Origin of the sequence: Jiella sonneratiae (assembly GCF_017353515.1) — a bacterium.
Classification (GTDB): domain Bacteria; phylum Pseudomonadota; class Alphaproteobacteria; order Rhizobiales; family Rhizobiaceae; genus Jiella; species Jiella sonneratiae.
In genome coordinates, this window is sequence record NZ_JAFMPY010000018.1 from 106,699 (window position 1) to 129,567 (window position 22,869).

Annotated in this window: 17 protein-coding genes and 1 tRNA gene; 11 read left to right on the forward strand and 7 right to left on the reverse strand. The window is 62.8% G+C overall.

Going from position 1 to position 22,869, the window contains the following annotated elements; translation table 11 throughout:
• Position 1 precedes the first annotated feature (1 nt).
• The gene (locus tag J1C47_RS16375; protein WP_207351855.1) at positions 2–1,789 is read right to left on the reverse strand and encodes an outer membrane beta-barrel protein; all 1,788 of its coding nucleotides are present in this window, start codon (positions 1,787–1,789) and stop codon (positions 2–4) included.
• A gap of 254 nt (positions 1,790–2,043) precedes the next feature.
• Here J1C47_RS16375 and J1C47_RS16380 point away from each other — a divergent pair, with 254 nt between their 5' ends.
• The gene (locus J1C47_RS16380; protein WP_207351856.1) at positions 2,044–3,045 is read left to right on the forward strand and encodes a KpsF/GutQ family sugar-phosphate isomerase; all 1,002 of its coding nucleotides are present in this window, start codon (positions 2,044–2,046) and stop codon (positions 3,043–3,045) included.
• A gap of 13 nt (positions 3,046–3,058) precedes the next feature.
• Here J1C47_RS16380 and J1C47_RS16385 read toward each other — a convergent pair whose 3' ends face one another.
• Positions 3,059–3,733: an HAD family hydrolase gene (locus J1C47_RS16385; protein ID WP_207351857.1), complete on the reverse strand. Its 675-nt coding sequence runs from the start codon at positions 3,731–3,733 to the stop codon at positions 3,059–3,061.
• Between the two features lie 328 nt (positions 3,734–4,061).
• Here J1C47_RS16385 and J1C47_RS16390 point away from each other — a divergent pair.
• Positions 4,062–4,137: transfer RNA gene (locus J1C47_RS16390), tRNA-Phe, on the forward strand.
• Positions 4,138–4,400: 263 nt separating this feature from the next.
• Positions 4,401–5,615: a tyrosine-type recombinase/integrase gene (locus J1C47_RS16395; RefSeq protein WP_207351858.1), complete on the forward strand. Its 1,215-nt coding sequence runs from the start codon at positions 4,401–4,403 to the stop codon at positions 5,613–5,615.
• A 12-nt stretch (positions 5,616–5,627) separates the two neighbouring features.
• On the opposite strand, the gene J1C47_RS24140 is transcribed toward J1C47_RS16395, so the two are convergent.
• Entirely contained in the window at positions 5,628–6,041 is a 414-nt protein-coding gene (locus J1C47_RS24140) for a class I SAM-dependent methyltransferase (protein WP_207351882.1), read from the reverse strand.
• A 423-nt stretch (positions 6,042–6,464) separates the two neighbouring features.
• Between J1C47_RS24140 and mltG the strand changes: the two genes are divergently transcribed.
• From mltG to J1C47_RS16415, 3 genes are all read left to right on the forward strand, one after another.
• Complete coding sequence (gene mltG / locus J1C47_RS16405; RefSeq protein ID WP_207351859.1) at positions 6,465–8,210, forward strand: endolytic transglycosylase MltG; 1,746 nt, start codon at positions 6,465–6,467, stop codon at positions 8,208–8,210.
• Positions 8,211–8,312: 102 nt separating this feature from the next.
• Positions 8,313–9,719, forward strand: coding sequence for an adenylate/guanylate cyclase domain-containing protein (locus J1C47_RS16410; protein WP_207351860.1), 1,407 nt, complete (start codon positions 8,313–8,315; stop codon positions 9,717–9,719).
• A gap of 379 nt (positions 9,720–10,098) precedes the next feature.
• Entirely contained in the window at positions 10,099–10,935 is an 837-nt protein-coding gene (locus tag J1C47_RS16415) for an IS5 family transposase (protein WP_207351861.1), read from the forward strand.
• Between the two features lie 62 nt (positions 10,936–10,997).
• On the opposite strand, the gene J1C47_RS16420 is transcribed toward J1C47_RS16415, so the two are convergent.
• The 3 genes from J1C47_RS16420 to J1C47_RS16430 form a co-directional block, all read right to left on the reverse strand.
• Entirely contained in the window at positions 10,998–12,143 is a 1,146-nt protein-coding gene (locus J1C47_RS16420; protein ID WP_207351862.1) for an amidohydrolase, read from the reverse strand.
• A gap of 57 nt (positions 12,144–12,200) precedes the next feature.
• Entirely contained in the window at positions 12,201–13,868 is a 1,668-nt protein-coding gene (locus J1C47_RS16425; protein ID WP_207351863.1) for a sensor histidine kinase, read from the reverse strand.
• Positions 13,869–13,931: 63 nt separating this feature from the next.
• Positions 13,932–14,504 carry a recombinase family protein gene (locus tag J1C47_RS16430; protein ID WP_207351864.1) on the reverse strand — a complete coding sequence of 191 codons (573 nt, stop codon included), beginning with the start codon at positions 14,502–14,504 and terminating at the stop codon, positions 13,932–13,934.
• A 536-nt stretch (positions 14,505–15,040) separates the two neighbouring features.
• On the opposite strand from J1C47_RS16430, the gene J1C47_RS16435 reads away from it, so the two are divergent.
• The 4 genes from J1C47_RS16435 to J1C47_RS16450 all read left to right on the forward strand — a co-directional run bounded on the left by J1C47_RS16435 (position 15,041) and on the right by J1C47_RS16450 (position 19,054).
• Positions 15,041–15,979, forward strand: coding sequence for a tetratricopeptide repeat protein (locus J1C47_RS16435; RefSeq protein ID WP_207351865.1), 939 nt, complete (start codon positions 15,041–15,043; stop codon positions 15,977–15,979).
• On the forward strand, positions 15,976–16,644 hold the full coding sequence (locus J1C47_RS16440; RefSeq protein ID WP_207351866.1) for a tetratricopeptide repeat protein: 669 nt from the start codon (positions 15,976–15,978) through the stop codon (positions 16,642–16,644). Before J1C47_RS16435 ends, J1C47_RS16440 begins: the two co-directional genes overlap by 4 nt.
• Positions 16,645–16,707: 63 nt before the next feature.
• Positions 16,708–17,277 (forward strand): recombinase family protein, encoded by a 570-nt coding sequence (locus tag J1C47_RS16445; RefSeq protein ID WP_207351867.1) that lies wholly within the window; start codon positions 16,708–16,710, stop codon positions 17,275–17,277.
• 469 nt (positions 17,278–17,746) lie between these two features.
• Positions 17,747–19,054, forward strand: coding sequence for an SEL1-like repeat protein (locus J1C47_RS16450; protein WP_207351868.1), 1,308 nt, complete (start codon positions 17,747–17,749; stop codon positions 19,052–19,054).
• An 828-nt stretch (positions 19,055–19,882) separates the two neighbouring features.
• On the opposite strand, the gene J1C47_RS16455 is transcribed toward J1C47_RS16450, so the two are convergent.
• Positions 19,883–21,322 (reverse strand): diguanylate cyclase domain-containing protein, encoded by a 1,440-nt coding sequence (locus tag J1C47_RS16455; protein ID WP_207351869.1) that lies wholly within the window; start codon positions 21,320–21,322, stop codon positions 19,883–19,885.
• Between the two features lie 144 nt (positions 21,323–21,466).
• Here J1C47_RS16455 and J1C47_RS16460 point away from each other — a divergent pair.
• Positions 21,467–22,869 (forward strand): MHYT domain-containing protein (locus J1C47_RS16460; RefSeq protein WP_207351870.1); only part of this gene is annotated, 1,403 nt, incomplete at its 3' end.

Consider the following 22,869-nt stretch of genomic DNA (forward strand, 5'->3'; position numbering starts at 1 on the left):
GTCAGCGCTGCAGGGTGACGCCGAGCTTCACCGTGTCGGCGCTGTAGCGATTGTCGGGCAGAACCGCGAAGGCGCGGCGATGCTCGTAGGAGCCGGTCAGCGCGAACTGCCGGTTGAGCCAGTAGGTGAAGCCGGCCTCGCCCGAAAGCAGCATCTTGTCCTCGTTCGGCAGGGTCGAATCGTCGTAGCCGAAGCGCGCGGCGGCGGTCAGCGTCGTGCGCGCGCCGAGGGAATGGGCGATGGCGAGGGAGGTCTCGTAGCTGGTGGTGGCGGACTGGCCGGTCAGTTCCGGTTCGAAGGTCGTGCGGCCGGCCAGCGTGACGTCGGTGCCGCGCTGCGGCGACCAGACGAGGCTGAGGTCGAGGGTCGGCGACGCCGCGGTGGCGACGCTCGCGTCGTCGGGCACGTTCCAGGCGTAGCCGACTGCGATCTCGCCCTTCAGCTTGTCGCGTAGGTCGATGCCGAGGCCGGCCCTGAGGCCGGGCAACCAGGCATTGCGGCTCGGCCCGCTCCCCGCCGCGGCCTCGGGAACGTCGAACAGCCGCCGCCCGAGGCTCGCCTCGACGAAGGGCTGGAGGGCCGGGGAGAGGTCGTAGCCGGTGCGAAGCGCCGCCGTCAGCGTGGTATAGTCCTCGTCGACGCTGCCCTCGGGCAGGTCGGTGTAGGACTTGCGGGCCGCGGTCAGCGTGCCGGAGACGCTCACCGGGTGGAAATCGTGGGAGAGCTCGGCGGCGAGCGAACCGGAGAACACGCCGGCGCGGCCGGAAAGCGCCGTGTCGTCGAGCACGTCGGAATAGTTCTCGCGGTCGTAGTCGATGGCGCCGCGCAGCGTCGCCACCGTGTCGCGCGAGACGTCGAGGCGCAGGCGCCCGTCGAGCGAGGCGCTCGGATCCTCGCGGTTCTCGCCGGCGAAGTCGTGCCGGTAGGCGAGGCGGGAGTTGAACTCCGCGGCGTTCGACGCCCAGTCGGAGACCAGCCGCGAGGAGAGGATGGTCTCGGCGAAGGCGCCCTTCGCGGCCGCGGCGTCGTTTTCGAGATTGTTGGAGACGCCGATCGTCTGGATCAGCTCGGGATAGAGGATGAAGCTGCCGGTGCGGATGCCGATCGGGGCGAAGGGGTCGTCGCTGCCGGCCTGCTTCAGCCGGTGGGCCTGGTCGACGGTCTCGGCCGCCCGGTTGCTGCGAAGCGTCGAGCGCGCCGGCAGGGTCTCGTCGGCAAGGCCGGGGCCGAGCGTCGGGTTGGCCTCGTCCGGCAGTCCGTCCTCGCGCGTCGCCGTGCCGGTGCGGGTCTTTTCGTCCACGTCCTCCGCGTCGCCGATTCCGCCGCCGTTTCCGCCATCGACGGGCAGGCCGACCGCGCCGAGAGGCGCCGCTGCCCGGTTGGAGCGTGCCGCCGGCTTTTTCCGGCCTCCGTCGAGAAGCGTCGTCGAGGGGCCGGCCGTCAGGTCGAAGCGGAAGCGCGGCTTCGCCTTCTTGCCGTCGTCCTCGGCGGCCGGATCGTCGTCGGCCGCCGCGTCATCCTCCGCCGCCGGGTCGGCGACCTGGCGAAGCTTGGCGGGATCCGCGCCCTTGGCGTCCGGGGCGACGAGCCGTTGCCGGTCATAGGCGCCGAGGGCGTCGATCAGGTCGGCCTTGGGGTCGGCGAGACGCGTCGTAGCCGGCGGCGCGTCGACGCTCCGGCGCAGCGGCGTGTCGGAAATCTTCTCCTGCGCGCCGGCGGCGGCAACCGACGCGCCGAGCGCGGCCGCCGCGAAAAGCGCCGCCGAAATTGCCGTCCCTTTCCGGGCCATGCTCGCTCGTCTTCCCGTCCGGTGCAGGCCGCCCGCCCGCAGGTGACATTCAGCACCATTGACCGACTGTTGCGGATCGGTCACTGCTGGTCGAAGAAGCTACCCGCTGGTGGTTGCGCGAAACAGGAATGGCCGCCGGCGTCCCGAGAAGGTCACGTTTGCCTCACAAGCCTTTGAGCCTCGACTTTCCGTAAGATGCCTGCGCGTTCGCGATCGCCGCCGCAAAAGGCCAAGAAGACGAAAAGAGAAGACGAATGTCGCTTCCAACCGCCGTTTCCGTCGCCGCCGCCGAACATGCCGGGTCGCGCTCCGCCGCCCACACGATCGAGACCGAGATCGAGGCGCTGAAGGCGCTGGCGGCGCTGATCAAGACGGACATGGCGTCGAGCTTCGAGAATGCGCTCGACCTGATCGCCCGGGTGACCGGACGGCTGATCGTCACGGGCGTCGGCAAGAGCGGCCACATCGGCTCGAAGATCGCCGCGACCTTCGCCTCGACCGGCACGCCCTCCTTCTTCGTCCATCCCTCCGAGGCCAATCACGGCGATCTCGGCATGATCGGCAAGGACGATGCGATCCTCGCCATGTCCTGGTCGGGCGAGACCGCCGAGCTCTACGGCATCGTCGCCTATTCCCGCCGCTTCCGCATTCCGCTGATCGCCGTCACCTCGCGCCCCAATTCGACGCTCGCCCGCGAGGCCGACGTGACGCTGCTCCTGCCCCGGGCGATCGAGGCCTGCCCGCTCGGGCTCGCCCCGACCTCGTCCTCGACGATGCAGCTCGTCATGGGCGACGCGCTGGCCGTCGCGCTGCTGGAGCGCCGCGGCTTCACGCCGGACGATTTCCACGTCTTCCATCCCGGCGGCCAGCTGGGTGCCAGCCTGAAGCACGTCGCCGACATCATGCATACCGGCGAGGCGATGCCGCTCTGCGCCTCCGGCACGATGATGTCCGAGGCGATCATCGTGATGTCGCGGAAGGGATTCGGCTGCGTCGGAGTGATTGGCGAGGACGGCCGGCTGAAGGGCATCATCACCGACGGCGATCTGCGCCGCCATCTCGATCCGGGGCTGCTCGCGCGCACCGTCGACCAGGTGATGACCGCCGATCCGAAGACCATCCGGCCCGATACCCTGGCCGTGGCGGCGCTGGAGATGATCAACGCCCGCAACATCACCGCCCTGATGGTGGTGCGCGAGGGGCGGCCGGTCGGCATCGTGCATCTGCACGACCTGTTGCGCCTCGGGGTCGCCTGACCGCCCGGTCAAATCAGTCGCGGCCGCCGACCTCGTCGAGATGGCGCAGCATGTCGGCCGGGTCCTCGTAGACCCGGAAGGCGCCCGCCCGCTCCAGTTCCTCGCCGCCGTAGCCGCCCGACAACAGCCCGACGCCGAGCGCCCGGCAGCGCTGCGCGGCCAGCATGTCCCAGATCGAATCGCCGACGACCATCGCCGTCTCGGTCGGCACGCCGAGCCGCTCGGCCGCCGCGATGAAGAGGTCAGGCTCGGGCTTGGCGTAGGTGACGGCGTCGCGCGTCACCACCGGCACGACGTCGGGGTCGATGCCGAGCCGGTCGAGATTGTGCTTCGCCGTCTCCATGCGCCCGCTGGTGGCGATCGCCCAGGCGATGCCGTGCCGGGTCAGGGCGTCGAGCAGCGCGCGCGCCCCGGGCAGCGGCACGACGCTCTTGGAATGGTGGCGATAGGCCTTGGCGTGGCGCTCGCGCAGCCGCTCGCGCCGCTCCTCGGTGATCTCCTCGCCGATCTCGCGCAGCAGCTGGTTGGTGAAGAGGCCGCCGCTCATGCCGATCTTGCGGTGGATGCGCCAGACCGACAAAGCGATGCCCTCGGCGTCGAGGGCGTCCTTCCAGGAGAGGACGTGCTGGTAGACGCTGTCGACCAGCGTGCCGTCGAGATCGAACAGGAAGGCGGGGCGTCGGCGCATGGCGGGCCTCCGGGGGCGGCTTGATGAGAAGCGGTATCGGCGAAGATAAGCGGGGCGGGGCGGGCGTCCATGCCGACCCCGCGGGGCGGCATCCGCGTCGATCCGCGCCGCGTCGGACCGGGGCCGCCCGGCTCGCCGCGGCGGCGCGGCGGGACGGCCAAGAGCTTGCGGGAAAGCGCCGCAGAACGCGCCGGAGAACGCGACCGGGAAAAAGTCTTCGGCCGATGGGGCTTGGCGCTGGACAGGCCCGATCGACCCATCTATAAGGCCGCCACTCCCCGCCGGTTCGGTGCTGAAGAACGCTTCTCGGCGATCCTGAAGGGGCGGCGCCCAGGTAGCTCAGTTGGTAGAGCATGCGACTGAAAATCGCAGTGTCGGTGGTTCGATTCCGCCCCTGGGCACCATCAGTTGATTTTCTCCACGACAAAGTTGATATTCAACCGAGACCCATGATGTTTCTTGGTGTCTCAGATTGCCCGTAAAGCCTTGCAATCCAGGCGTATTTGAGGAATCGCGGCTAAGCCGATTTTCAACTCAAACCGTCTTATGAAGTTTCAACTTCTATCGCTCTATGTCGAGCATGTTTACGTATTTTCTACGTACTGAATTGTGCCATCGGGATAAATACGTATTGTGGTTCCTATAATACGTATTTGTGGAGTTCGCCGTGAATCACCTCAAAGCGACGCAATTGCGCGGGATCGCCGCGACCGGGAAAATTCAGAAATTCAATGACGGGGGTGGTCTTTATCTGCATGTGACGCCGAAGGGCTCGGCATCATGGCGGATTGAATACGCCGTCGCAGGGGAGCGCCGTTCCAAATCCTTCGGCAAATTTCCCGAGGTCTCGCTTGTCGAGGCCCGCGCATCCAGAGATCGTCTGAAATCCGACATCGCCGGCGGCATCGATCCCGATCCGATGGTTTCTGCGCAAGAGCCGGCCGCCTCGGCGCCGAGCGCGCTTCTTTTCGGGGAGCTTGTCACTGAATATCTCGCGATCTTGCGGAAGACAGAGCCAGCCGTGCGGACAATCGCGAAAAACGAATGGCTCCTTCTCAAGCTCGCCGCGCCACTCCACGGCTTGCCTGTCGCCAGCCTGAGGGCATCGGACATTCTGCCGATCCTACAGCAAGTCGCTGCATCCGGCCGGCGCGAGAGCGCGGTGCGTCTGCGCGGCGTCATTGGTACGGTGTTCAATCACGCGATCCGCAACGACCTCGCTGAGCGAAATCCTGCCGACGCCCTCAAGGGTGTGCTTCCAAAGGTCGAGGTCGAAGGGCGGGCTGCCATCACCGATGAGCCCGAATTCGCGGTGCTCCTTCGAGCAATCGACAGTTACGACGAGCCGACGCTCCGCCATGCTCTTCAATTCTCGGCACTCGTTTACGGCCGGCCGGTCGAGACGCGGACGATGCGCAAGGGCGAGATCGACTTCGCGAACTCTCTGTGGAATGTGCCACGGACGACGATGAAGATGCGGCGGGACCATGTCGTCCCGCTGCCACGTCAGGCAATCGAAGTCCTGAAGCGGCAATTTGAGATCGCGCCCGGTGACATTGTCTTCCCGCAACGGCGCAAGCAGGATCGACCCATCTCGGAAAACGCTCTGAACGTCGCCCTGGATCGCCTCGGCTATGGTTCGGGCATCCACACCGCGCACGGCTTCCGATCCTCGGCCTCGACGATCCTCAACGAGCGCGGCTGGCGCTACGACGTGATCGAGGCAAGCCTCGCTCATGTCGATCCCAACGCCGTCCGCCGCGCCTACAACCGGGCCGCCTACCTGAAAGAGCGCGCCGAGATGGCGCAAGCCTGGGCTGATCTGTGCGACGAGTTCAGGAAAGCCGGGAAGCGGCGGCGCGAGATGGAAAGCCTTATCTAGCCAGGCTGCCAATCATCCGAACCCGGATTCGGGCCAGTCGGTCCGGTCGTCACCCAGGAGGCGTTCGCCGTCGCGGGAGCGGTAGCGCACCGCATAGGGTGGATCGGTGAGGATGAAGTCCACCGAGCCTGCCGGCAGGGTGGCCATCACCGTCACGCAGTCGCCGAGGATGACCGTGTTGCGTGGAGTGTCCGCACCCCCGGGTGGCGGGGACGGGACTCGTTGCCCCGCCTCCCGGTCGGATTTGGCCTTGGCGTTGCGGATCACCAGGCGGCCGTCGATCGGCAGCGCGGTGAGCTTGAGGTTGAAGCCGTCGCCGTCGTCATGGCGGCAGGCGGAGCCGACCTTGGTCCAGAAGGTCCGGTCGCCGTCGCCCTCGACCACATAGACGCTGTGGCTGGGGACGGGTTTGGATTTCGATGTCATGGGTTAGTCTCCCGTTGGTTTGTCCGGCCACGCCCATCGCGGCCGGTCGGGTGACCTTCGGAGCTGGCCCGGACGGCCAGGCAAGGAGGCTCCGGCCGAGGGGCTCCCTTCAGGGACACGTCTGGATGCCTTGCCGGGTCGGACGGCCGGGTCCATCACCCCGACCGTTCCGGCTGCGTGGCCTGGCCGGCACACGGGAGAGCGCCGGCAGCGCCAATCCGCAACGCCCCCGTCCTGGCAGGGGTGAGACGATACGACCGGGCCACCTCTGTGCCGTCGGGCGCCCCTGAGCATGACGCTGCGGCTTGCCTTTCGGAGTGCTGCGTCATCCGGATGATGGAGATCCGGATACTACCGTGAAAAGATGGACGCGCCATAGAACGCCATGGCGGGGCCATTGAAACTTCTTCGCGGACGTGGAGGATGGCGACCATTGGCCATCGGTCAGCCGGGATCCGCATAATGTCTGGTCGGTTCGCTCTGTTCGCGGCCTTGTCCGCGGTGCCACTTTTATTGGTTTTTGCGTCGGTCGACGGCGCTTCGGCCCGCTCCCAAAGCTTTGGCCCGTTTCGCGTCGACGACGCACGGCCGGACATCGTCCGCCTTGAGGGGATCATCGATAATCGGGCGGGGCTCGCCTACGACAGTGTCCGATGGTCTTTCCCCCACGCCAGGACGCTGGAACTTGCCAGTCCGGGCGGCAACCTGATCATCGCCCTGCAGATCGCGCAGGCGGTCTACCGCGACGGACTCGCGACGCGGATCCCAGCGGGCGACCAGTGCCTCTCTGCCTGCGCCTTCATCTTTTTGGCAGGACATGAGCGGGAGGCCAGCGGCAAGCTCGGCGTGCATCGGGTCGCCTCGGCGGCGGGCGACGTGATCGCTGCGCAGCTTATCCTCGGCGACATTGCCGAGTTCCTCGACCGGATCCAGGCATCGCCGCAAATTTTGAGGATCCTCCTTTCGACGCCCTTTGAGTCGATGCACGTCTTCGACGCCGACGAGATTGTCAGCCTCGGCATCAACCGCTCGGCGACGACCGGAAGTCCCGCGATTGGAGAGAAGACGGTGAAAACGGAATCCGTGGCCGCGCTTGTCCGCCGGTGCGACGAACTTGTGGCTTCCGACCTCGACGACCGAAGGCCGGACGGGATCGCCGGGGTGCCGCTTGAGAGCATCGAGGCAGCCAAGGCCGTCGCGGCCTGCGAGGTGGCGGTCAAGGCGCAGCCGGGCGAGGTTCGACTCGGCTTCGAATTGGCGCGCTCACTGCAGGCGGACGGTTCGCGGGAGGAGGAAACGCTCGTCCAGTACCGCGAGGCTGCGGAACTCGGCTATCCGGCGGCGCAGACCGCACTGGGATTGCTTTACGCGACCGGCCGAGGCGTCGCGCGCGACACGGCCGCGGCCGAGACCTGGTTCAATAAAGCCGCAGAGCAGGGAAGCGCCGAGGCAAGGCAGGTGCTCCACGACCTCACCGAGCCTACGAAGACGAAAGAAGTGGAAGGAAGGGTGCTGCTCGGAACCCTAGGGGGGCGCACCGTCCAGGAAGTCTATGATCTCGTTGGCGCGAATGGTGATCTTTCGGGGCCGCTGCCCGAACTGGTGCCGGAAGGTACGTTGCAGGCAGCCAACAATCAGTATGCGAAAGGCGCGACACGTTCCGACGTCATCCAGTCTATGCGCCGAGCACAGGACGAGTTGGTGGCGAGGATCTGGAGAACGCGGGATCCCGACCTGCCGGTGACGTCGGTCAATGAGTTCATGACGCTGGCCTCGATGATCGAGCGCGAGACCGCGGTTCCCTCGGAACGCCCGCGTGTCGCGGCGGTCTTCATGAACCGGCTGAGGAAGGGAATGAGGTTGCAATCCGATCCGACCGTCCTTTATGGCATCCGCGGCGGGAAAGGCGCGTCCGAGGACCGGCCAATGACGGTCTCCGATCTCGCCAGCTACAGCCCTTACAATACCTACATCATCAAGGGCCTGCCGCCTGGCCCCATCGCCAATCCTAGTGGAGGGTCCCTGGAGGCCGCGGCGCATCCGGCAAGAACCGACGACCTTTACTTCGTTTCCGACGGTAAGGGTGGACACGCCTTCGCGTCCAACCTCTCCGATCATGCCCAGAACGTTCGCTTATTCAGGCAGAGCACGGCCAATTCTTCGCAGTAGCGGAGCACCGCAAACTCACCCGGGGGCAGCTCGAAGAGGTCGGCCGTTTGCTGTAGGTTGGTGGCTATCGCTGCGGCAGTCGGCGGTCCGGAGACTTGGTCTATGAGTGAAGTGGCTGTGCTTTTTGCCGCCCTGCGACGGGCGGCCGACCCGCGGACGGTAGAATGCATCGAGGACGCCGTTCTCCACGCTTCGGATCGCGAACTCAACCGCATCAATGCTCTCGCCTTTGCCAGCGTGCATGGCCTTGACGAAGAAGAGACGGTTGCCGCGCTACTGCATGCGGCTCGCATAGGCGCTTTCGAGATGACGTGGAACGTTCTCTGCCCAGGATGCGGCGGAGTCCTCGACTCCGGCAGCACTCTGAAGACAGTTGATCGCGAAGCTTATCATTGCTCGCTCTGCGCAGCTGGGTATGAGCCAACGCTGGACGAAATGGTCGAAGTGACATTCACGGTCAGCCCGAGGGTGCGCCGCATCGCCGCCCACGATCCGGATCGCCTGCCGCCCTTAGAGTATTATCGGCAGATGTTCTTCAGCTCGGGAGTCGACATGGCGGAGAACTTCGCGGAGAGGTTCTCGCGAGTCCTGCTTGAGCTGATCGAGCTCGACCCTGGCGAACGGGCGTTCGTATCGCTACAGCTCCCGCGGCAGTTCATCATCATCTTTGATCCGGTGACGCATGCGACCCAGTTCATCAACGTGAAGGGTGAACCTGTCGAAGAACGGCAGAACCTCTCGATGGTCTTCAGCGAGGGGTACGCATCGAATGAGACCCTCGTTCTTCGCCCCGGCTTGCTGCGGCTTTCCCTCGAGAACCACACCGATCGCCGCGTCGTCCCGAATGTCTGCGTCGCAGGGGACGAGCTGCACGATATCTTGAGCAAGAGGCGGCCCTTTCTGACCGCGAAGCGGCTTCTGACCAACCAGAGTTTCCGTGACATCTATCGGACCGACACGCTCGACGTCGATCAACGCCTCAAGATCACGAGCATGACATTTCTCTTCACCGATCTCAGGGGCTCCACGGCGCTCTACGAGCGGATCGGAGACGTTGCCGCGTATGACTTGGTGCGCGCGCATTTCAAGGTTCTTCAGGAGATCATTGCAACGGAGACCGGCGCCGTCGTCAAGACAATAGGCGATGCAGTCATGGCAACCTTCCCGACACCGGATCGAGCAGTGATTGCCGCGCTGAGGATGCGAGACGCCATGCGCCAGCTGAATGGCGAGCGAGGACGCGAGGACCTTCTCCTGAAGATCGGCATCCATGAGGGACCATGCCTTGCCGTCAGCCTGAACGACCGGCAGGATTACTTCGGCCAGACCGTCAATATTGCATCCCGCGTCCAAGGACTTGCCGATCCCCAAGCGATCCTCACTACGGAAGCCATTGTCGAGGATCCGCAAGTGTCGGGGATTCTGAGAGACAATGGTATCTTGCCGAGCTCCCGTCTTGAAGAACTTGCAGGCATCGGGAAAGATGTGACAATCTTCGCGTTGTCGTGAGCTCCGACTTGTCCGATTGATGCGCAACTTCCTGACGGTCGGTCGGCCTCCTTCGATTTCAGATCTATCATCCCCGGCCGCGCCTGTTACGGCCAGAACGTCAGAGGGATGCCGACGGCGGTCGGGCAAGGCCATCCAACCTCTCCTCAAAGAAAGTCCTCGACCGACGTCTCTTTGCTCACCGCGAGAGTAAGCGCCGCGTGCATAATTCACAAATTTTTTGGAATGCCTTGAGCGGCCGGGTTTGGTGGTCTTCTCATGTTTCGTCTCGGAGATGGACTGCGACTAGCGAGGTTGTCTCAGAACCCGAGCGAAAAGAATTTGAGCGATATCATCAGGTTGTGATTCTCCTTCGTTGTCGAGACGATGGGAGAAGACAATGCCGTGGGATGATACCGCTCGCCGCGAACATAGCCGCGAATGCCCCCGCTATCCAAGCGATTTGACCGATCGGGAGTGGGCGCTGATCGCGTCGATGCTTCCGCCTGCCAAGCCTGGTGGCCGACCGCGGACCACCTCCCTCCGCGAGGTGATGAACGCGATCCTCTACATCGGATCGAGCGGTTGCCAGTGGCGCATGCTGCCGAAAGACTTCCCACCGCCCTCGACGGTGCGCGGCTATTTCTACGACTGGCGCGACAGCGATCTGCTGAGGGCGATCAACGGCGTTCTCGTGGTTGCGGCCCGCGAGTTGGAGGGGCGGGAGGCGAGCCCGAGCGCCGGCGTGATCGACAGTCAAAGTGTCAAAACCACTGAAGGCGGCGGTGTTTCGGGATATGATGCCGGCAAGAAGGTCAAGGGTCGAAAGCGCCATATCGTGACAGATACGCAGGGGCTTCTGCTCGTGATCGTCGTCCACGCCGCCGACATCCAGGATCGCGACGGCGCGGTGGTGATTTTGAAATCCCTGCGTCATCGCTTCCCCTGGCTGCGCCACATATTCGCCGACGGCGGCTATGCAGGCGAAAAGCTGAGGCGCGCGCTGAGCGACAACGGTGACTGGACCATCGAGATCATCAAGCGATCAGACACCGCGAAAGGCTTCGAACTCCTGCCGCGCCGATGGGTGGTCGAGCGGACCTTCGCTTGGCTCGGCCGATGCCGACGTCTCGCCAAGGATTGGGAGCAATCCACCGAAAGCGCGACCGCTTGGGCGTTCATCGCCAACATCCGCCTCCTCACCCGACGCATCGCAAGGTATTGGATCTACACCTGAACTTTTGAATCGGGCACTCATGCCCACCATAATCGACTGCAATGAGTAAAGCGGATTAGAGCTCAGTGAGCCGGCAGCCGGTCTCTGGCAATCGCGACATGCAGGTGGGCACCGTGCAACAGCGCTGCATCGTTGAAATCGAACGCCGGGTTATGAAGCGGCGCGGAGGTCTCGCCGTTGCCGATAAACGCAAAGCATCCGGGCACATGGTCGAGGAAGCGCGCAAAGTCTTCAGAGGCGGTCATGGGGTCCGCTGTCGCATTGACGTGGCCGGAGACCGAATGCGCGACGGTGGCAAAGGCTGAGGTCAGGTCGGCGTCGTTTACGAGCGGAACGAACTCGCGGGAATAGCTCACCCGGGCAGCGATACCGTGCAAAGTGGCAATGCCCGACGCCATGCGACGCATCTCGTCCTCGATCGTCGCCGAAACCTTGGCGGAGAAGCTGCGTGCATCGCCGAGGATTCGGGCTTGGCCGGGAAGCACGTTGCGCGTGCCATCGGTGAGAAGCTCGGTCACGGAAACGACACCCACGTCGGATGGGTTCAGCCGGCGGGAGACGATGGTCTGCAACTCCACGACCAGAGCGCAGGCCGGGACCATCACCTCACGCCCCCAATGCGGGCGGGCGGCGTGTCCGCCCTTGCCCTCCAGCACGATCTCGAAAATATCCTCCGCGGACATGATCGCTCCGGGGCGCGTCTCGACATGTCCGACCGGCAGGCCCGGCAGATTGTGCAGCCCGAAGATTTCATCGAACGGAAACCGGACCATCAGCCCGGCCTCGATCATGGCCGATGCGCCTTTTCCCCATTCTTCGGCCGGCTGAAAGATAAAGCGGATCGTACCGTCGAAGCCGCCTTCCTCGGCCAGAAGCTTCGCCGCCCCAAGCAGCATCGCCGTGTGTCCGTCATGACCACAAGCGTGCATCGTGCCCGGGTTGACCGAAGACCACTCGGCACCAGTCGCCTCGGTAATGTGCAGGGCGTCCATGTCGGCGCGGAGCGCAATGGCGCGGTTGGAGGTACCGCGCCGCAAGGTCCCGACGACACCGGTGCCGCCTATGCCTTCGACGACCTCCAGGTTGAAGCCGCGCAAGGTATCGGCGACGAAGGCCGCAGTGCGGCGCTCTTCAAAGCCGAATTCAGGATGGCGGTGCAAGTCGCGGCGCCAGCCGGCCATCAGATCAAGGGTCGCCAACGGAATCATGATCTGTCCCTTACCTGTGAGGATGGTCTGTGCACGCTGCCGGACGGTTTGGCGCTCTCACGACGCCATCCGCGGCGCTGTAGCGCTGTCGTCACGCGGGGATATCGCTTTGAGAGGCGCGCGCAATGTCCATTCAAATCCGCTGCTGGCGTAGCGAACGTCGACATCGCCGCCCGTAATGGCCTGGATGTGATCTTTCAGAACGATCTGACCGAAGCCCCGCCGCGTCGGCGCGGCAACCGGCGGCCCGCCGCTTTCTTTCCAGGCAAACAGGAACGTTGCCTGATCTGGCGTCCCCACGATCTCCCAGCTGATGCTGATCCGCCCGGTTGTCATCGAGAGAGCGCCGTATTTCGTGGCGTTGGTCGCAAGCTCATGCAGGGCCATTCCCAGGTCTTGCGCGACATCTCTCGATAGCTCCAAGTCCTCGCCCTCGACACAAATGCTGCCGGCGGTATCGGCGAACGTTTCCAACTGTCTCCTGACCAACTCCCCGAGCGAGACGCTGTCGGCCGTCCCTCGCGTCAGCAAATCCACCGATGCGCCCAAGGCTGCGACACGGTCGCCGAGCGTGCGCGCCATGGTAGCGGTGTCGTCGCTGTGGCGCGCGGTCTGCCGCACCATCGACAGGACAACCGCCATCAAGTTTTTCGTCCGGTGCGCAAGCTCCTGCATAATCACCGAAGTTCGCCGCTCGGCTTCCCTCCGGCTGAAAGATGCGTTCGATAACGCGATCGCGACCAGGTCGATTTCCTTGATGCGCGAGCGCGCCGGAGAGACGAGTTCGCCATCGCCGACTTGCTCCGCCATATTGGCCAGCCGCGAGATGGATGCCCGCAAGGTCTTTGCGGCATAGAGGGTAAGAGCCACCAGGAGCACCAAAATCGTCGCTCCGCCAGCAATGAGGACACGCCAGTTTTCCAGGAGCGACGACCTGGCAGAACGTACAGGCCCCCATTTGAGCGCGTACCAGTTTGTGGCGGGAACGCGGGCGTAGCCAATCAGCACTTGACCGGAGGCGTCGCGAGAGAGACCGCCGCCGCCGTCGAAGCCAAGTTGAGGGACGATGTCAGGCGTCTCGCCTGCCGAGAGAACGGCCCTGGGGTTCCCGACGATCAGTTTGCCGGCGCCATCGACGATCGCAACCTTCCACCCCTGAGGCATTTCCTGAGAATTCAGAGCAATCCCGAGTTCGTCCGCGTTCTTTGTGATGATGAGACCACGGGCCGGGGAAGCGCTCGATTTCGGGAGGGGTTTGACCACGTTGAAGACGTATCTCGCGCTGGTCTTGCCGAAAAACACATTGGAGACGATCGTCTTGCCGGTCTGAAGCGCCTCTTCCAGGGAGGCCATGTCCGCAGTCTTCCCGGTTTCCTGGCCGAATTCGACCCGGGTATTCAACAGCTGCTGGCCAGCCGCATCGACGACGATCACAAACTTCCCCGAGCCTTCGAGGATTCGTCCAGTCCGATAATGAAATTCCCGCAAGGCACCGGTTTCGAGATCCGGTGCCGATGCCACCAGATCGAGCGTCGATTTCATGTCGGCGACAATCAGGCCGGCGGCAGCTGAGATTGCTTTGGCTTCCCGCAACGTCCGGCGCTCCAATGCCGCCTGATCGCTGCGATTGAGCTGACTGAGCAGCAAAATCGCAAACAGGGCGATCAGCGAAGCAACAATGGCTGCCGTCACGATGAGCAGCGTTCGGATGGACAGTCTTCGCATTCCGACGGCCTTCGCAAATCTCAGAGACGCCAAAACGTCATGCTCTTTGGCAAGGGATTGAAGTCACAGCTCTGGGGTAGGCGGCGTAGCTTCGAGGTAGCGGTACAGGGTCGCCTTCGAGACGCCGAAGCGGGCAGCGACCTCCTTGGAGGTGAGGGTGCCATCGGCAAGGAGCGCGCGAGCCGCGGTCACGTCCTTGGGCGTCAGAGAACGCGGACGCCCACCGCGCTTTCCCCGGCGCTTGGCCTCGGCGAGGCCGGCCCCGGTCCGCTCGCGGATGAGGGCGCGTTCGAACTCGGCAATCGCCCCAAGCATATGAAACAGCAGCATGCCGCCGGGCGACGAGGTGTCGATGGCATCGGTCAAGGAAATGAGACCGATCCCGCGCGCCTTGAGATCCTCGGCCGTATCAATCAGCTGCTTCAGCGATCGCGCCAGGCGGTCGAGCTTCCAGACAACGAGAGTGTCGCCCTCGCGCAGCATATCCGTGAGAAGCCGCTGCAGCTCGGGCCGTGCGACCTTGGCGCCGGACCCCTTTTCCACGACCAGGCGCTCACAGCCGGCCTCCTTCAGCTTCTGCAGCTGAAGATCCGGGTTCTGGTCGAGGGTGGAAACGCGGGCGTAGCCGATTTTCATGGTCTGGTCTCAATTCTCGTCGGCACCATGACGTATCGAGACGCTTGTTTCAAGACCTGTTTTGAGACGAGTTACGTTATGGAATTTGTGCTATCGTAACCAGAGACAGGTGCTGTCTCAAAAACGGTCGTTTATGAGAATTCGATCGTGGGTCAGCGTTTGCTCGACCTTTTCGCTATGCCGGTGGTAAATCTTGATGGTTTGCGAGCGTCAGCGTTGACCATCAGTGCGATAGGATACTGGCACAAGCTCGGGCTGTTTTATTGCAATCTAATTCGATGTCGCGATTTTCCTGATGACGCTGCGAGAGATTCATTAAACTCAGGCGCAATCATGGAGCATTGTTATGTCAAAAAGACATTTATCCAAATATTTGTCTCATAACGATTGGCATATGTTTAGGCTGCACACCTCATTTCGCGCTTGGAAAAAGTGCCGATAAAATTCATTCTGAAGCGAAGCGTCTTTATGTATTTCATATTAGCAATATTGCCGTTAATTATATCTTCTAATCGCGTTTTTCCGCGAGCATATTTATGGCCGCAGGACCCATATTATCTTTTGACAGCATGGATCTTTCTCCCGATGTCAATCTGCGCCGATTGGCCTCTAATCAGGCCAAACCGCCTGCGGATGTTGAAGACGCAGCCGTGATCACTGCTGCCGTGCACCAATGCGACGAATTGGCCGCGTCGCCGGAAGATGTGCATAAGCCGGCGGACGTGGCTGGGGTCACATATATTATCGGTTTGGAGGCCACCAACGCGGCGATCACGGCCTGCGAGAAAGCCGTCGCCCTTGACCCGACCAATGTCCGAATTGCCTATGAACTCGGCCGGGCCTTTCAGCAGGGGAGGCAAACTGACAAGGCTTTACGGTGGTACCGCAAAGCTGCCGACCAGGGCTATGCCGCGGCACAGGTTGATCTTGCTGCCATCTATGCCCATGGCGATGGCGTTCCTCGCGATGAGGCAAATGCTGCCGTCTGGTATCGCAAGGCCGCTGAACAGGGGTTGGCCTCGGCGCAGGCCGAACTTGGTGACATTTACGCCCACGGCTGGGGTGTCTCGGAGAACGATGCGCAGGCCGTCCGCTGGTATCGCAAGGCCGCCGACCAAGGGCTAGCCTCGGCGCAAGTAAAACTCGGCGAGATGTACGCCGAAGGCCAGGGGGTAGCGAGGGACGAGGCGGAAGCCGTCCGCTGGTATCGCAAAGCCGCCGAACAGGGTTCTCAGTCGGCGGAACTTCGTCTTGCTGCGATCTACGATGCGGGTCGCGGCGTCGCCAAGGACGAGGCGGAAGCTGCAGCGTGGTATCGCAAGGCCGCCGAACAGGGCTCGGAGTCCGCCCAAATCAATCTTAGTAGGAGATACGCCACCGGTCGCGGCGTTTCGAAGGATCAAGCAACCGCTATCGAATGGTTTCACAGGGCGGCAGAACAGGGTGATCCCGCACCCAATTCATTCTCGGCATGACCTACGCTGTCGGTCACGGCGTTCCAAAGGACGATTGGCAAGCCATCAATTGGTTGGGAATGGCCGCCGAGCAGGACAATCTCGGCGCAGAATATTTTCTCGGGTTGCTATATGCCAGTAGCGGCGGCGGACCGGTCGACAATGCGAAAGCGGCCAAGTGGTTCGAAAAGGCGGCCATGCGGAGCGACACGCGCGCGCAATATCGGCTTGGCCTTCTATACACACTTGGTCGTGGCGTTCCTAAAGATGCTACGGAAGCGGCCAAATGGTTTCGCCGCGCGGCCGACGAGCGTGCCGATCAACTGTCTTTTTACGGCAGACTGTATGATCACGGCCTCGCCATTCCAGAAGATTTCGACAATGACAAGACTGCCAAATTATATCGCGAGGCCATCGATCGGGGGAGGGTCGACGTACTGAGGGAACTAGGAGACGTTTTTGAGGTCGGGCTGGGTGTCCCGCCCGATTTGGTCGCGGCCGCTGACCTTTACAGGAAGGCCGCGAGCCGAGGAAACGCCGCAGCGCAATTCAAACTCGGTAGGATGTACTCCCGCGGTACAGGCGTTCCTTTCAACCAAGCGAAAGCCTTCGAGTGCTATCGCAAAGCTGCTGACCAAGGTCACCCAGGTGCAGAGGATGCCCTGAAACAGCTTGGCGGGCAATGAAAGAAGAATTATGGAAGATTTTGGTTGCGCAGCCCGGCCAATGGGTTATCCTTTCCATAAATCATGGACAAAAGTCGCGCCTCTCTCCGCTCCTTCGGCTATGCCCGCGTCTCCACCGTCGGCCAGACCCTCGAGGCTCAGCTCGAGGAGCTGCACGCCGCCGGATGCACGACCGTCTTCCGCGAAAAGGTCTCCGGCGCCAAGGCCGACCGCAAGGAGCTGAAGAAGCTCCTCGCCACCCTCGGCCCCGGCGATGAGCTGGTGGTCACCCGCATCGACCGCCTGGCCCGGTCGACCTTCGACATGTTCGCCATCGTCAAGCGCATCGTCGACGCCGGTGCGCGGTTCCGGTCGCTGGCCCAGCCCTGGGCCGATACCGACGACAGCACCGGCCGCCTGATGCTCGCAGTGCTTGGCGGTCTCGCCGACGTCGAGCGGGATCTGATCAAGACCCGCACCGCCGAGGGCCGCGCCCGCGCCAAGGCGCGCGGTGTGAAGATGGGGCGGCGCCCGAAGCTGACGTCGGCCCAAAAGGCCGAAGCGCTCGAACGCAAGGCCAATGGCGAGCCGCACATGTCGATCGCCCGTTCGTTCAACGTCAGCAACCAGACGATTGGACGGCTGCGGCCATGACGGTGCAGCTGGACCTTATAGACTGCCTTATGGCCTCCCTGCCGCCGCGCCTCTATCTGTGCCGGATCAATTCCAAGCAGCGCTCGTCGCGCTTCTACGTGCTGGCAATCGAGCCAACGCTGTTCGGCGGCTATGCCCTCACGCGCGAGCCGGATTGGCCGCGGCGGCCGGGTGATGCGGCAGTTCTTCGCGACGGCCGAGGCCGCCGTGAGGGAGTATGGTCGGCTCCGTCGGGTAAAGGGGCGCCGCGGCTACGCGTGACGAGACGGGCTTCCTGCGTGGCGGCTTCGCTGGCGCCGAGATGAAACAGACTACAATGGAACTGTTTCAAACGGTCCGCTGGCCAGTCTAGACTTTCATGGCATGCTCGAAGGTGGGTCCAGGGAGGGATCGAACTGTGTGGCTTTCATCGCGGGGGAAGAGCCAAGTGGCCACGTTGGGCGGATTGGCCTCGGTGATAGCGATATGCATGGTTGCAACCCACGCTTCCGGTAAAACTCAAACCTTTGGTGCCTTCACCATCGACGATGCCACTCCGACCGTCATCCGGTTGAAGGGCCAGATCACAGCGCGCGAAAGCTGTAATTTCAGGGCGGCCCTGCGCGCTGCGCCGCAAGCACGGACGGTGGAACTCGACAGCCCAGGCGGCTCGCTGATCATCGCCCTCGAAATCGCCGACACGATCCTGGACGAACAGCTTTCGACTGTCGTCCCGCAAGACGCCCAATGTCTCTCCGCCTGCGCCTTCGTCTTCTTCGCGGGCTCAGGGCGTGAGGTGAAGGGCGCGCTCGGCGTTCACCAGATTGCCTCGACGCAGTCGAACGACTTTCAGTTCGGGCAGCTGAATTTGTCAGATGCCGCCGACTTCATGAACCGAGCGGGCGTCAGCCCGGGGGTGCTACCCATCATGCTGGTGACGCCGCCGGATCAGATGCATGTCTTCAGTCAGTCCGAGATCGCGAGCCTTCGGATCAATCGGACGGCGGCGCCGTCCCTTGGCTTGAGCTCGCAGAGACCGGCTGGTCCGACTCCAGACGAGCCAACGGAAGCTGCGGAAATCGACAAGACAGTCCGGCTTTGTGAGGAGTTGGCGGCAGATCGCTTCGATCCCGCCCGCCCGGCTGGCGTGAAAGGGGTCTACTTCGAAAAAATCGAGGCCGATCGTGCCGTGCCGGCCTGCCGGGCAGCCCAGGCGGCGCACCCCACAGAACCACGCCTGCAATTTTTGTTGGGGCGAGCCCTGGATGCGTCTGGCTCGGAGGATGAGGCGGTTGCCTGGTTCCGCAAGGCGGCCGAGCAGGGGGACGCGGAAGGACAAGCTAGCCTTGGAGCCATGTATTCCGAGGGAACAGGCGTCGAGAAGGACCTGGTGCAGGCAGTCGCTTGGTTCCGCAAGGCCGCCGAGCAGGGCGATACGCGAGGACAGATCAGCCTTGGTAACATGTACGCGGACGGCACGGGCGTCGAAAAGGATCTGGCACAGGCGGTTGCCTGGTTCCGCAAGGCAGCCGAGCAGGGCGACGCGAGGGGGCAGACCGCTCTCGGCACCATGTATGCAAATGGTAGGGGCGTCGAGAAGGATCCGGCACAGGCGGTTGCCTGGTATCGCAAGGCGGCCGAGCAAGGTGATGCACCGATGCAAGCCTATCTAGGTGCTGTGTACTTAAATGGTATTTTGCTGCCAAAAGACGAAATAAAGGCTGAATTCTGGTATCGCAAAGCTGCAGAACAAGGAGATTACTCTGCAAAATTAGCGCTAGAGCGGATGGGAAAGTAGCTGACCATGAAAAAAATTGCTTATCCTGTTCCCATCCCATCCCATCCCATGCCGCGGCGACGTCAGTCCGGGTTGGCGGCCTGCGGGCCCGCCGAGACTGGTTGAGGTCAGGTCAGAATGGCCTGACCGCGCCCGCAGGGCAAACCAGCGGGCTCGCAGGCGGTCACCGCCGCGCGGGCCCCCATGTCCATGCGGGAGGCCCGGTTGCGCAGCAAACCCGCGAGACCCGTGGCTCGCGGGCAGGGCAGGAGCATTGACGTGGGGAAGCGGCGGGAAACCGGGGCGGGTGGACAGCCGCGATGGTTCGCGTCAAGGATAGTCGTTATCACCCTTTGCAGGCATGGATCTTCAAAATTGCCTGATGACGCACCTCGGTTTCTGGCTCATTCAGTGTCAACAACCAGACGATTCGGCGGTTAGATCATGACCGTGGAAGTTAAACTTTGTGACCACTTAAAGTTTTTTTTCTGAATTCGCGGCAAGGATTGTTCACCCGCTGATTAAAATATTGTTTGGGACGACGGAGGAAAAAATGGCAAAACTAAGCGCTGAAGGTGAAGTCCTTGCTGCGCACATGGCAGCGACAACCGCAGCACTCCAAGTTTTAGTCTCCTGCCTGCAGCGAAATGGCGCCCTAAAGAACGGAGAATATCAAGAAGCACTTATCTCATATATACATGTGGCCAAACAACATTCTAGCCCAGCCAAAATTGCTCTCTTGAATGATCTCATCCAATCCCTTATGACGTAATCATGTTATTTTGCGCTGCCTTCGTAAATTCAACGAATGTGGCGGCATCAAATTTATGACTGAAACACTGTCGTACTTTATCGGAAAATTACACGAGAGGAATTATATGATCGCATTTCTTCCCATTCGAAATCTAGATAAATGTCATTCTCCCCGAATATGATATAGCCGTTTCGTCCGGATTTTTTCACACGATAGAGTGCGACATCCGCGCGGCGCACGAGATCGAATTGTGCCGGCATTTCGCCTGACGCGATCGCTGCGCCGATCGACACGCCTATGAACACCTGTCGGTCTGCCAACTCGAACGGAGTCTGGATAATTTCGATGATGCGTTTGGAGAGGCTTTCAATCTCGGTGCGGTCGCCAACCTGATTGCGTAAAACAGCAAACTCGTCGCCGCCGAGGCGAGCGACCATATCTTCTGTCCCGGGCACCAAAGCCGAGAGCCTTTCTCCCGCCTGACGGATCAGCTCATCGCCGGCCTGATGGCCCAGCGTGTCGTTGACCGCCTTAAATCGGTCGAGGTCGAGGTAAAGTACCGCGAAGCTTCGCCGCGCCTGCGCGAACTCCCGCATCCGTTCTTCCAGTCGGCTCTGAAACGAAAATCGATTGGCAAGGCCAGTGAGCGCATCGTGATGCGCCATGAACTCGATCTGCTGCTGCGATCTGGCGAGTCTGCTCGTGGTTTGACGGATCCAGAACAGAAGCCCGCCCGCGAGCAAGACGAGAATTGCGCCGGCAGCGCCGAGTGCCGGCATCATCTGTTCGAATATCTTTGTTCCGGGCTGGCGGACCGTCCAGACGAGATAACCAAGGTTCGTATCTTCGGCTTTAAGAGGAAAGGCCGCTTCATGGGGACCCAGATGACCGGTCCAGGAAAACCGCGCATGGTCGAGCAGAAAGTCGGTTTGAAGTTTTGCCAGAAAGCGGCCGTCAAGGAATTCGACGGCGACGTGTATCGGCTCCTTCCCCAGAACCTGAGCGATCTCGCCGGTGTCTGAGACGATAGCGGCAGCGCTCACAATCGCTGGCCGGTTCTCCAAGAGAACGTAGCGCCGGATCGCGGTGGGCGCGTTGGTGGCTGACTGCGCCCGCAAGCGGTGCGCCCGAAGCTCCTCCACGACCGGGTCGATCGCCGCGGCATGGGTGAAATAGGAGCTCGGCTCATCCCGATGGCCGTCGATCATCGCGTAGACGGAGTGCCCTGCACCATCAAGGACAAAGGTGCGGTCGATGCCGAAATAGTCGTGCATCCAAATGCCGAGATTTGCGTCGAACCACGCTGGCTCGCGGGGGCCGAGAGCCTGCTTCAGCGCATCGTTCCAGCTGGTGGTCGACTGCTGGTCCTTGGTGATTCGAGCGATCCTCTGATCCATTAGCTCACGGACCAGCATCGTCTCGCGCCGAATCGATTCCGCGTCGGCCTGGCTCGTAGACCAGTGGACGACGAATGCAACGAGACTGCCCGTGAGAAGCAACGATGCAATTACCGGCAGGAACAGGACAGCGGTCAATCGTGGCATCCGCTTCGGCACGTTGTGCTCCACAAATCTCGCCTCGCATTGCTGATCTTATTATATGAAAAACGGTTAGCGAATTGCCGTGACCAACCGAGCTGAATGCGTCATCCCTCTGCAATCCGAAGGGATCCGAATGTCATGATCGTCGAAGGCAGCTATTCCTGGCCGCTGGTCGTTCTTTCCGTCTGTATCGCGACCCTTGCCGCCTATACGGCGCTCGATCTCGCCGGCCGGATCCGCAGCGCCACCGAATGGGCCCAGGCCGGGTGGATCGCCACCGCCGCCATCGCCATGGGCGGCGGCATCTGGTCGATGCATTTCGTTGCCATGCTCGCCTACCGCATGCCGATGCCGGTGACTTACGACGTCACCCTGACCGTGGTGTCGCTCACCCTGCCAATGCTCGTGACCGGCATCGGATTTGCGCTTCTGTGCGGGCGCGGCATGGGCTGGCCCGTCCTTCTGCCCGGCGGCCTGATCATGGGGGTCGGCATCGCCAGCATGCATTATCTCGGCATGCAGGCGATGCGCATGCCGATGGCGATCCACTACGACCTCGCCCTGGTCGCCGCCTCGGTGGCGATCGCCATCACCGCGTCCACCGCGGCCCTGTGGCTGGCGTTCAAGCGCACCACGGCACCCCGCAAGCTCGCCGCCGCCGGCGCGATGGGGCTGGCGATCGCCGGGATGCACTATACCGGCATGGCCGCCGCGACTTTCGTCAGGGAGCCCGGCGACGACGCGATGCCCACGGCGGCCGCGCTCGACCCGATGGCCCTCGCCCTCGCGATCGCCGGACTGACGTTCCTCATCCTGTTCCTGGCGCTGGCGGCGTCGCTGGTCGACCGGCGCCTTGCCCTGGCGAGCGCCCGCGAGACGGCCGCGGCGCGGGAAGGCCGGGAGCGCTTCGCCACCCTCTACCGCCGCACGCCGCTGCCCTTGCATGCGCTGAACGAGAACGGGCGCATCGAGCATGTCAGCGACGTCTGGCTTGAAGTGCTCGGCTATGAATTCGAGGAGGTGGTGGGACGGCCGCTGACCGACTTCATGACCCCGGAGTCCGCCCGTCGCCGCACCGAGGTCGACTGGCCCGCGCTCCTGGCGTCCAAGGAGCTGCGCGGCGCGCAATACCAGTTCGTGACCAAGGACGGCCGGCAGCTCCACTGCCTCCTCTCGGCGCATGTCGAGCGCGACGCGGACGGCCGGTTCCAGCAGGCGCTGTGCGGGCTGATGGACATCACGGCCTGGCGCCAGACCGAGGAACAGCTGCGTCAGGCGCAGAAGCTCGAGGCGCTGGGACAGCTGGCGGGCGGCGTCGCCCACGACTTCAACAATCTCCTGGCGGCGGTGCTGGCCAATCTCGAAATCCTGAAGAAGCGGCTTCCCGACGACCAGAAGCTCCGGCAACTCGCCGACACGGCGATCCGAGGGGCGGAGCGCGGCGCTTCGCTGACCCAGCGGATGCTCGCCTTCTCGCGGCGCCAGGAGCTGCGTCCCGAGAGCGTCGGCATCCCCGAACTCGTCCACGGCATGGCGGATCT